The sequence below is a fragment of the Fibrobacter sp. UWH1 genome (genome assembly GCF_002210365.1).
Taxonomy (GTDB): Bacteria; Fibrobacterota; Fibrobacteria; order Fibrobacterales; family Fibrobacteraceae; genus Fibrobacter.
In genome coordinates, this window is sequence record NZ_MWQG01000036.1 from 17,733 (window position 1) to 28,501 (window position 10,769).

Annotated in this window: 11 protein-coding genes; 8 read left to right on the plus strand and 3 right to left on the minus strand. The window is 47.5% G+C overall.

The genetic code is table 11. The features are described 5' to 3' along the window. Nucleotides 1-2: 2 nt before the first annotated feature. The 8 genes from B7992_RS13225 to B7992_RS13265 all read left to right on the plus strand — a co-directional run bounded on the left by B7992_RS13225 (nt 3) and on the right by B7992_RS13265 (nt 6,826). Nucleotides 3-1,106, plus strand: coding sequence for a DUF3383 family protein (locus B7992_RS13225; protein ID WP_088666493.1), 1,104 nt, complete (start codon nt 3-5; stop codon nt 1,104-1,106). A gap of 12 nt (nt 1,107-1,118) precedes the next feature. After that, nucleotides 1,119-1,532, plus strand: a complete 414-nt coding sequence (locus B7992_RS13230) for a hypothetical protein (RefSeq protein ID WP_088666494.1) — start codon at nt 1,119-1,121, stop codon at nt 1,530-1,532. A gap of 3 nt (nt 1,533-1,535) precedes the next feature. After that, entirely contained in the window at nt 1,536-1,937 is a 402-nt protein-coding gene (locus B7992_RS13235) for a phage tail assembly chaperone (protein WP_088666495.1), read from the plus strand. Nucleotides 1,938-2,204: 267 nt separating this feature from the next. After that, the gene (locus tag B7992_RS13245; protein ID WP_088666497.1) at nt 2,205-4,070 is read left to right on the plus strand and encodes a hypothetical protein; all 1,866 of its coding nucleotides are present in this window, start codon (nt 2,205-2,207) and stop codon (nt 4,068-4,070) included. After that, the gene (locus B7992_RS13250) at nt 4,067-4,786 is read left to right on the plus strand and encodes a phage baseplate protein (RefSeq protein WP_088666498.1); all 720 of its coding nucleotides are present in this window, start codon (nt 4,067-4,069) and stop codon (nt 4,784-4,786) included. Before B7992_RS13245 ends, B7992_RS13250 begins: the two co-directional genes overlap by 4 nt. Beyond that, nucleotides 4,783-5,127 carry a hypothetical protein gene (locus tag B7992_RS13255; protein WP_088666499.1) on the plus strand — a complete coding sequence of 115 codons (345 nt, stop codon included), beginning with the start codon at nt 4,783-4,785 and terminating at the stop codon, nt 5,125-5,127. Before B7992_RS13250 ends, B7992_RS13255 begins: the two co-directional genes overlap by 4 nt. After that, nucleotides 5,127-6,125 carry a hypothetical protein gene (locus B7992_RS13260; RefSeq protein ID WP_088666500.1) on the plus strand — a complete coding sequence of 333 codons (999 nt, stop codon included), beginning with the start codon at nt 5,127-5,129 and terminating at the stop codon, nt 6,123-6,125. Before B7992_RS13255 ends, B7992_RS13260 begins: the two co-directional genes overlap by 1 nt. Then, entirely contained in the window at nt 6,125-6,826 is a 702-nt protein-coding gene (locus tag B7992_RS13265) for a Gp138 family membrane-puncturing spike protein (protein WP_088666501.1), read from the plus strand. The genes B7992_RS13260 and B7992_RS13265 overlap by 1 nt, the downstream gene beginning before the upstream one ends. A 479-nt stretch (nt 6,827-7,305) precedes the next feature. Here B7992_RS13265 and B7992_RS13270 read toward each other — a convergent pair whose 3' ends face one another. The 3 genes from B7992_RS13270 to tet(O) are packed head-to-tail and all read right to left on the minus strand — an operon-like array spanning nt 7,306 to nt 10,342. Beyond that, nucleotides 7,306-8,202, minus strand: a complete 897-nt coding sequence (locus B7992_RS13270) for a serine hydrolase (protein ID WP_088666502.1) — start codon at nt 8,200-8,202, stop codon at nt 7,306-7,308. A gap of 34 nt (nt 8,203-8,236) precedes the next feature. Continuing rightward, nucleotides 8,237-8,371, minus strand: a complete 135-nt coding sequence (locus B7992_RS13275) for a cysteine-rich KTR domain-containing protein (protein WP_088666503.1) — start codon at nt 8,369-8,371, stop codon at nt 8,237-8,239. A gap of 51 nt (nt 8,372-8,422) precedes the next feature. After that, entirely contained in the window at nt 8,423-10,342 is a 1,920-nt protein-coding gene (gene tet(O), locus B7992_RS13280) for a tetracycline resistance ribosomal protection protein Tet(O) (protein ID WP_088666504.1), read from the minus strand. Nucleotides 10,343-10,769 lie beyond the last annotated feature (427 nt).

The window sequence follows — 10,769 nt, forward strand, 5'->3', positions numbered from 1 at the left end:
TTATGATGGCGCAGATTATCGATTCCATTATCCGAATCAGCATCAACGAGGCGATTTCAACCGTTTCCACCACAAGCGTCAACACAATGGCTGTTGTTGGCCCTGCCTCACAGGGACCTGCCTTTGTAGAATGTTCATGTTCCGAGGATGCGGAAGTTTTCGGAACGGACAGCCTTCTTTATGGAATGGTTGCTAGTACCTTTTCCCAGAGTGCCTGCCCAGCAAAGGTTATTGCCATCAAGGCAGGCGATTTTGCGGAAGCTCTTGATGCCGTCAAGAACGCACAGGACGCAGCCCTGGACTTTTACCATATCGTAGCCAAGTTTGGCGACGACATCATTCCATCTTCTACGGAATTTACTAAGACGGGTGGCTGGAACGCCTATCTTGGCGAGAATTTCAAGATTATCCACCTTGAACTTGACGATACAAGCAACGGATTTGCATCCATCAGGGAGCTGTCCCAGAGCCTTCTCAAGTCCACAAGCGATCGTGTAGCGCTCTACCAGCATCATGCAGCGGGGAATATCGCAGCCTCTATCGTCTCCATCAGATGCGCCCTTGATTCCGCTCGCGGCACTTTCGCCCACAAGAAGGTCAAGAACGTGGAATATGACGGCTACAAGAAATCCGACTTTGATGCACTCGTCGCCGACAATATCAACGTCTATACGGTTGCAGCGGGGGAATCCAGAGTGTTCATGGGAAGCACTAGCGGAAAGAATGTTCTGCTTGCAAGCACAGGCGAAAAATCTCCCGCCAGCTTCATTGACGGTATCGCCAAGGACGACTGGATTCGCTTCAATATCCAGACCAAGATTTACAGCCTTCTTGGCGAAGCCAATGACGGTCACGGAGTCACCTATGACGACAATGGAATCAATTCTGTTGCAGCGGCAATCCTCCAGGTCTTTGCCAAGGCGGCTGATACCGATCACCAGTACATCATGCAGGGTTATACGGTAAACATCAAGGATTACGAATACCTCAAGAAGAATTACGCGGCGGACGTCCAGGCGCGAAATCTTCCGCTTGTAAAGGGACGCTATTCCAGACTCAATTCCATCCACACTGTCAGAAACGTGGAACTCACCGTTACACTTTAAGGAGAACTGCAAATGTCCAATCTTGTAGGAACCTACGACCATACCTTGGTCAATATGGCTGTGGAAGGCATCGAACTTTCCGACTTCCTTGGTGACATCACCATCACCAAGGAGGGCGACGAATGGGAGGTCACAGAAGGTAGCAACGGCTGTATCGAACGCTCCCGCATGGTGCGCAAGCTCTACACAGTCACTGTTCCGTTCATGCAAACAAGTCCTCAGCTTGCAAAGCTGGAAGCATTGCGTATTGCCGACGAGGAAACCAAGGCAGGGCCTTACCTGTTTTCTTTCGTTGATCTGAACGGTCCTTTCTCCATTCTCGGACAATGCTGGATTCACAGTATGGGAAGTGCAACCCGTGGACGCGCAGCCGCGGCAAGGACAGTCACGCTTCGCGTCAAGGGCGAAGCCGTATTTGAGGGATAATTTATGGAAACAATTAACTTCACTGTAGGCAAGAACGACTATCAGCTCATCTGTCATACCGGATTTGAAGCCCTGAACCTTGACAGAAAGGTTCTCGGGCTTATTGGGCGCATGGCCCAGATGGGGATTGATATTTCCAACGAAATTGACGCCTTCGCCACCTTGGCTAGCACAATCTCGGAACTTTCCGAAAAGGATTTCCGCTGGCTGGTAGAAACCACCCTCTCCCGCGTTACCGTCGTCAATAAGGGGCAGAAGCATCACAGACTTGATTCCTGTGACGCCATCGCGGAACAATTTGCTGCAAATCGCAGCGAGTTGTACACAATCCTTCTCAAGGTCTGGAAGCTGGAAAAGCTCAGCCCTTTCGTGGAGGCCCCGGCGACGGAACAAGCTGGAACCTGAACTATTCAAATCCGATAGTGGCTTCATTCAGCGATACCGATGCAGAGGACCTTCAAAAACTCGGCAAAATCGGTACACTGGAGGGAACAGCAGCGGAATACGCTCCAATCTGGCGCATAGTCAGCAAGGCGCGTGTTCCGCTTTCCGATATAGAGAGGAATTGGACTTTTGATCGAATGATGGCTTTCTGTTCCTATCTGGATATGGAAAACGATTACAGGAGCGCCTGGGGCGAATATTACCAACAGCAAAGGAGCAAACCAGACAATGGCTGACGAGAACGAATTTGTACAGACGGTGCGGTTCCAGGTTGACGATGGAGACCTCAGCGCCGCCCTTGGACGCTTTCAGTCGTCCATGGGAAAGACTGGAGACGACGCGACAAGACTTTCAAAGGAAACGTCGAACGTCGGCAAGGAAGCAGAAAGAGCCGCCAAGGAAACTCACAAGATCGCGGACGCTACTAGGGACGCCCAGAAGGAAACACATAAGCTGGAAGGTTCTTTCTCCAAGCTCAAGGGCGTTATCGCAGGCGCTGTCGCTGCCTATGCCGGATTCCAGGGCATTTCCAAGCTCATCGGCTTTGGAAAGGAAAGTGTAGAGGCTTTCAAGCTGCAGGATCAAGCGGAACGTAGCCTGAAGTTCCAGATGCAAAGGAACGGCAATGCCGACCGTTTTGGCGAATTGCAAAAATTTGCATCAAGAATCCAGGAAAATAGCATGTATGGCGATGAAGGCCTGCTTTCCGCAGCCTCAACCTGGACGAACCGCATCAAAGGCGTAGATAATTCCAAGAGAATGATGCAGATGGTCGCGGACTATGCCGCCCGTTCCACCAACGGTGGCGAAGCAAACGCAGATCAACTCAAAAGCTATGCACAGACCCTACTTAGCGCAATCACTACCGGACGTACAATGACGCTGGAACAACAGGGCTTTGATACCAGCGCCATCAAACAACTGCAGAAAATCAAGCAGGATGGCGGTATCGTCACCGAGGATATGCAAGTTGCTGCGCTGGAAAAGACTCTTGAAAGCATAAGGGGATTCGCCAAGGAAATGGCGAATACCGACGCGGGAAAGATAGCCCAGCTCCAGAACGAAATCGGAGACGTCAAGGAGGAAGTGGGACGCGAACTACTTCCCGTTCTTGCCGACCTCGCCCATGAAATAAAATCCAATATGCCATCCATCAGAAGCCTTCTACACAGCTTCGGAAATGTGCTAAAGTCCCTCATCGGAACCCTCAGCCAGAACGTAGGCACAATCGCCTCGTTCGCAAACGGTGTTTCCACCCTGCTGAACATCTTCGCGCAGGCACCCGTCTCCACAATGGCCTTTGTAGGAGCCATGAAATTTGTTGTTCCCATGATGGATGCCGCGCAGAAGGGTTCTATCGCGTTCGGAAAGTCCCTCAACGGACTAGGAATGAGCTGGCAAGGATTCCTCAAGGCAGGACTGTTTACCGCAACCGTCTGGGGACTGCAGAAGATTTGGGAGGCAGGCAACCTTCTTGTGGACCTCGCCAACGAAAAACTGCGTGAGGCGCGAAGGGAGGAGGCCGCTGGCGAAATAGAACGTGCAACAAAGGAAAGAGGAAGCTGGCAGCGATCCATGAAGGACTATGAAAAGCTCATGACTCCGGAAGAAAAGGAACTCATGAAGAAGATGCCAAGCATCCCCTGGAATCCAGGCTGGGACAAGGCTGCTGGAGCAGGATTTGACATGAGAAGCCTCCCCAATGGGGCGACAGAGAACCTTATCAACTGGGCAAGGGCCAAGGGCGCCTACGACTATTACCAGGGACTTATCGGACAGGGACAGGCCAAGATGAACAGGAACCATTCCCTGCCCTGGAAGAACTCCAGCGGGAACGGCCCCGATGTGGACTTCAAGCCCGTGGATTTCACCTACACCCCCGTCGATCTGGATGCGGAAATGCAGAAGGCCATGCAGTCTGTCGCAAAGACAGCCAAGGGCAGCACCAACATCACCAATATCGACTACACGAACAACATCAAGACGGACAGCGACATGATGGCAAGACTCATCAAGGATAACCTCAGGACGCTTCTCCAGTCCCAGCTCACCTTCGTGAACCGTTCCGAGGCGGTCAAGGCGCTTGCACTATGATTGGCTTTGTCAGCACAGCCCTCAATATCTATTCCAGATATAAGAACCCGCCCCACGTCATAGCGGCCTCCCTGTTCACGCGAAACGAGAACTTCGGACTTGAGAACCTTCCCTTCGACCTGCTTGTGGACGAAAGCCATGAGCTGGAATTTGACATTACCGACCATGCCGTTGAAAACGGTGCCACAATCAGCGATCACGTCCAGCAGAAGCTACGAAGCGTCAAGGTCACGGGAATGTTCACAAACCACACAATCAACGGTGAGGGTGGCTTTGTCAATGAGGATGGCACACGAAATAGCAGAACCTGGAAGGACAAGGTTGAAATCCAGGAGGCGGAAGCTGTCACCAATACCGCGCTCAAGCGCTGGGAACAGCTCTGTGCCATCGCCAAGGCGCGTCAGAAAGTCCGTATCATCACTTGCCTTGAAGTCTATGAGGAAATGGCGATCCAAAGCCTACACGCGACGCGTGGAGCCGAGGACGGTGAAAGCGTCAAGTTCGAATTGACCCTGCGTGAGATCAGGACAGCAAACTTCTCCAGCGAAAACCTCAGCGGAGAATGGAACCCAGCGGAACCAGCCTCCCAGAACAACGCGAAACAGCAGGCAATGAGCAAGAAGGCCAACGCAGGAAACGTCAGCGGTGACGCAAGCGAAAGCGCAGACGAGGCCGTAAACAAGATGAACGAATCCATAGGAAGGGAATACGCATGATAAAGATACCCATAGAGACTAGCGGGGGCTCCTACATGGTGGAGCGAGTCAATATCGAGGGCGTCATGCTCTCAATCCGGCTTCTTTGGAACTGGAGGGATGGAAACTGGTTTGCAGACTTTGAAACGGTCAACGGAAAACGTTGCGGAATCAGACTTGTCCCAAATTCTCGCCTGTTAAAAAGTAGAAATGAGGTGCTTGAAAATGGCGATCTTGCCATATTTAAGCGAGAAAAGACTTGCAAGGAACAATTAAATCACGACAATCTAGGAAAAGCCTACGTTCTCCATTATCTAACAAAGGCTGATGTTGCCGTCTTCGAAAAGGCGGGTATGCTCTAATGGCCTTCGGCAGAATCGTTCGACTATTCATAGGAAAGTTCGCTGTTGGCAACATCACCAGCGAGGACTGCAAGGACCTTTCCCAGTTCGATATTGACTTTGAAGTTATCCGTTCCATCGAATGGTACGATAACGAGGCTACCATCACTGTTTATAATCCGAGCCCGGACACCATAAACTTCGTCATGAGTGAAGGAAACAGCGTCCTGTTGCAGGCAGGGCATCAAGACGAGACTGTAGGAAACATATTTGTAGGTCAAATCGGCTATGCTGTCCCCAGGCGCGTCGGAAAGGACGTTGAGCTTATCCTCACCTGCGTTTCTGCGCGTGGAACGTTCTACCAGCTTGCACGTCTGAATTGCGCCTTCCTGTTCAAGGAGGACACAACCGTCAAGAAATGCCTGCAGGAACTATGCGATTACGCTGGTATCGCGCTTCGAGCCGGAAGCCAGACAAAGCTGTCGGAACCCATTGGAATAGAATATGGCGTTTCGGCAACATTCCGGCAGGCTGTCATAAGTTTTAGGGACAATATACTGATCCCCAAGTTCGGACTTCACCTCTATTTAGACAATAACGAAATGATTGTGGTCAACGAGGATGAAAAGACGATGGAACTGGAACAGATTGAACTGAATCATGCAAGCGGTCTGCTCCATGCGGAGGAAATGCGCGATGAAAGTGCAAATAAGGTGAATTTCGGTGACGATCCGCAGTTCTACCTGTTCTCCCAGGACGAAAATGACGAACAGTCGGCTGAAAATAAGCCCAGCAAGGAAATCGACCGTACAAGGAAAGTACGCTTTACTGCGCTTATTTCGCCAAAGTTCGCTCCCAACATATATGTAAAGCTGGATTCCAGCTGTGGAGACTCCTACGACAGCGTAGAATCGCTCTGTGTCAAGGGAAACTTTATCGTGACTGAATGTTGCTTCCGCGGCTCAAACCATGGTGGCGACTTTACCGTTGAATGTGAAGCAAGTGAGGTAAGCTGGTAATGGCTAACAGCATCGCAAAAATTTTGGACCGTTTCTTTGACAATAAGATGGAGGACTTTGAAACAGCCTTCCCCGCTGTCATTGATGCCGTAAACGATGATGGAACAGTCAATGTTCGTCCCAGCGTGAGAAACTGTCTGCGCAATATGCAAATAGAACCTTTGAAGGACGGCAAGCTGATGGTAATCCGTAATGTGCCAGTCCTATGGATCGGCACAAAGACAGTTCATGTGGAATATGAGCTGGATGCTGGCGATACCGTTCTTTGCATAAGCAGCAGCCGCGATATTCGAAAATGGAAGAAGGAAACCTGGGGCGAAGATGCTGCGCTTCCCATGAGTTTTTCCGGAAACGACCTTCTGAACCTTTTGGCAATTCCCATGAGACGCATCAATGAGGAAGCTGCAACCATTATATCGATTGATCGTGAGGGAAATGTCAAAATAAATGCAAAAAAAGTCGAACTTTCTGCGGAAAACGTGGAAATTACAGGAGCTTTAAGCGTTGATGGCGATATTGAAACCACAGGGGAAATCAGCTCCGACGGAAACATCAGCAGCAAGGGCGATGTAGAAGCGACTGGAAACGTAAAAGGCGCGGACTTTTCCACGCCTACGCTGTCGTTCCTGGGCCATACCCACGCAACAGCTGCAACTGGTGCTCCTGCACCTCCCAGCCCTTATTCGCCGCCAAAGCCATAATGGGATTGACAATTATTGGTTAAAGAGGTATATTATTGACACACCGGTTGCGTTAGCCATTCCCTGATAAACAACCGGCGTCACGTAAGGAATGGAATTCGTGAGAGCCTTTACAAGCCCCTTCTTTTGAAGGGGCTTATTTATTTCCAGAATTCAAAAAACATTCCAACAGAATCAAGCAAGTCATTATTTGTCACAAAAAAATATATGTTAATCAAGCGACCGTCCAGCAAAGGAGTTCATCATGCAGAAAAAAATCGAAGGAAAAATCTTTGAAGAACGATTCGTTATTAACAATGGTTGTGATATATACGACCACTGTGTATTTTTGGACGAAGTTGTTATTGATGGACCAGCATCGCCAACTTTTCTTAAATGCACTTTTTGTTATGAGGGAGTCTCTATTCAAAATGGCGGCAAAGGCCTCTTTGTTGAGAGAGACGAAAAAGAAGAAGAATTTTTAAGTGAAGTGTTGAATTTTACTTGTCGGATAATATACTTTGGGCAATATCAGCGAGTTGGTTCGGGGCGGTCGGCTCGGGCACAAAGACTGCGATAAATTGCACTTGGCCGTTCGGGAGGATTACGATTCCTGCGTCGTTCATGGGCGGAAGTTTGTCCTTGGGCGGGAATCCGGTGCCGGTCTTATGGACGACTGTTGCACCCGCGGGGGCTGCGGCCGGGATGCGATCCTTCCCCGTTTCCACTTCGGACATCGTTTTCCAGATGAACTGGAGGTTTGCTGTTTTGTCTTTGTTCTTGTAGAACCATTCGAAAAGGTTCGACATTTCTTTGGGCGTGCTCCAATTCAAGTCGCTTTTGGCGAGGTCCGTGTGCATTTCGGCTTCTGTTGCACCGATTTGGATATCCTTGAAGCCGAGTTTTGCGATGTAGCGGGTGATTTTTTCGGGCGCGCCGCAGAATTTGAAAAGCAAGTCGCTAGCGTTGTTGTCGCTCTGCACCAGGGACCACTGGAGAAGTTCAGCATACGAAACCATGGCGGTATCGCCCATTTCCTTCATCATTGGCGACCAGGTGTTTTGCATCAGTTCGGCTTTTACCACGCGGACTTTGGCATCGATGCCGATTTTTGCGCTGTCGAGGAAGTGCGCCACGTAAAGCGCTTGCGGGAACTTCATCACGCTGTGCATCGGGAAATGCAGGGATTCGTTTAAGCCCGCGGATTTTTGTGTGGACTGCGCGGTTTTGTTAACGCTCGAAGACTGCGCGGGTGTTGCAAACTGCGCGGCTGTTGATGGCGCAGACTGCGCCGACTTCGCAAAATAGCCGTAAGACTCCCCCGCACAGGCAAAAGATGCGGCTATGGCGATTGATGCGACGAACAAAAATGCACGAGTGAAAAATTTTGAAATCATATAATCGATTACTAGGCAAAGATTGTTGTTTTGGCTATAAAAAGATAAGAAAAAATTGTCTGCATTTTGGACAATAAAGGGGATAATTCTCCAAAACAGTGTCCTTCCTAATTTTATTACGGGTTTTGCTCCCACAAACAGGACACAATATCCATTCGCATTTCATCATAATTAGTCTCTAATCCTTTCAAATCTCATTTTATATGACTTTTGCAAGCTGTTAAGCTAACTTGTGGAACATATGCCGAACCTTATCTATACGGCTATTCGGGCGGCGGGGTTGGCAAATAAATTTACCAATAGCTGGCTGGTATCCTTTTAACTCTGTCAAGCAGACTCCCTGCCCATTTGTGAAATAAGTTAAATCGTTCCTGTATTCTTGAATACATCTAGCAGGGATTTCTCCTTTCAGAATGACCTCGTCATTCTTTATCTGAGTACTTACAATATCTGCACAATACCTTGGAGCATCATGATACGCCCGTGAGAGATATTCCTGCGGTGCATAAATTTCAAAGTGGAGATATGGCTCTAATAGTTCTGTCCCTGCTTTTTTTAAAGCCTGCTCCAATACGATAGGGGAAAGCAGCCGAAAGTCTGCGGGGGTACTTACAGGACTATAATACAATCCATATTCAAAACAGATTTTACAGTCTGTCACTTTCCATCCATACAGCCCCTGCTCGCAGCCATAAAGAACCCCCTCCATAACCGCATTTTGGAACGATTGATTTAAATATCCAAGTGAAACTCTGCTTTCATACTGCACTCCGCTTCCAATAGGGAGCGGCTCTATGGACAACCCGACAGAAGCCCAGAAAGGATTTGGCGGGACTTCTATGTGGATGGTATATTCTGCTTTTCTAAGCGGTCTTTCCATATATATAACAGTAGGCTCTTTTATTTCTGCCTCCACATGATATTTTTCCTCAAGGATGGCACAAATGACTTCCATCTGCACATTCCCCAAAAAAGAAAGTATAATCTCATGCGTTGTAGTATCCACATAATATTTTAAAAGAGGGTCGCCATCTGAAATTTCTGTAAGTGCCCCAAGCAATATTTCCCGCTGTTCAGATTTCTTTACTGCAATCGTTGTTTGGAGCATAGGGAGAGGATTTTCAATAAATGTTCTCTGCGGCAACAGCATTTCGTTCCCCAAAATACTGTTTAGCTGCAAAACATCATTTGGTAAAATTACAATATCACCAGAGCAGGCTGTATCGGATGAACATAATTCACCGTTTGTCGGAACACACATCTCTGTGATTTTTATTTTCTCTTTTTCAGATATTCTAATAACATCCCTCAAATGCAATGTTCCGCTATATATACGCACGTAAACAAAACGCCGCCGTTTCTCCGAATATTCAATCTTAAAAACCTGCCCGCATAGTTCAGATTGACCTTCAGGCGTTGATGAATAAAACTTACTGGCAATCACTTCTATAAGCTGCCGAATCCCAAGATTGTTTTTAGCGCTTCCGTGATAAACGGGAAATAACGTTCCGTTTTGGAATCTCCTGTTTTCTTCCTGTTCCAGTTCTGACATTTTAAACGGTTTCCCTGACATATATTTCTCTAATAGTTCATCGTTTCCCATAATTACTGCATCCCACTGTTCCATATCGTCATTGTCCGTTACATTTATATGGGGATGCTGCCCAACCTTTTGCTTCACTATAATTTCCGAAGAAAGCTTTGCTTTCATTTCCCGATATACCATTGGCAAATCAATCCCTTCTTGGTCAATTTTATTGATGAAAAAAATTGTCGGAATCTTCATTGTCTGTAGTGCATGAAACAGTATACGGGTCTGTGCCTGTATGCCATCCTTTGCAGAAACTAATAATACTGCTCCGTCTAATACGGATAAAGAACGGTATACTTCCGCCAAAAAATCCATATGGCCTGGCGTATCTATAATGTTGACTTTTACATCCTCCCACTGAAAAGATGTCACTGCTGTCTGGATAGTGATTCCCCTTTGACGCTCCAAATTCATTGTATCTGTCCTTGTTGTGCCTTCATCTACGCTCCCTAGTTCTGCAATTGCACCACTGGTATACAATAAACTTTCCGTTAATGTTGTCTTTCCTGCGTCAACGTGACCCAGAATGCCTAAGTTAATTATTTTCATGTGATTTTCCTCCTATCAACACCCAAAAAAGGGCATAAAAATACCCAGTGATAAATACTCCTATCACTGGGTAAATAACTCCAATAGCCACAAAACACTTATATGTTTTCGGGCATATAAAATTACATGATAAAAGTATTCTTAAACTGGGTACAAAAAACTAAGCCCCATATTAAAAGTGAAACGGGACTGCTACTTTTTGTTCCCACTATCAAATTGACAGTTTATTTAAGAATACCTTGCCGCATATTTATTAACTGGTTCTTCATCAACATGTGTGGGTGGCTTCGCCACCCTTTTTTGTTGACATTCGCCTAAATTAAACAAAAAATGGGCTATTTTCTAAAATTTAATCGCCAAAAAAAACAGAAGAAAAAGCCCATGTCAAAATTATACAAATCCATCTTCAATGTCAACGGCTGTACTG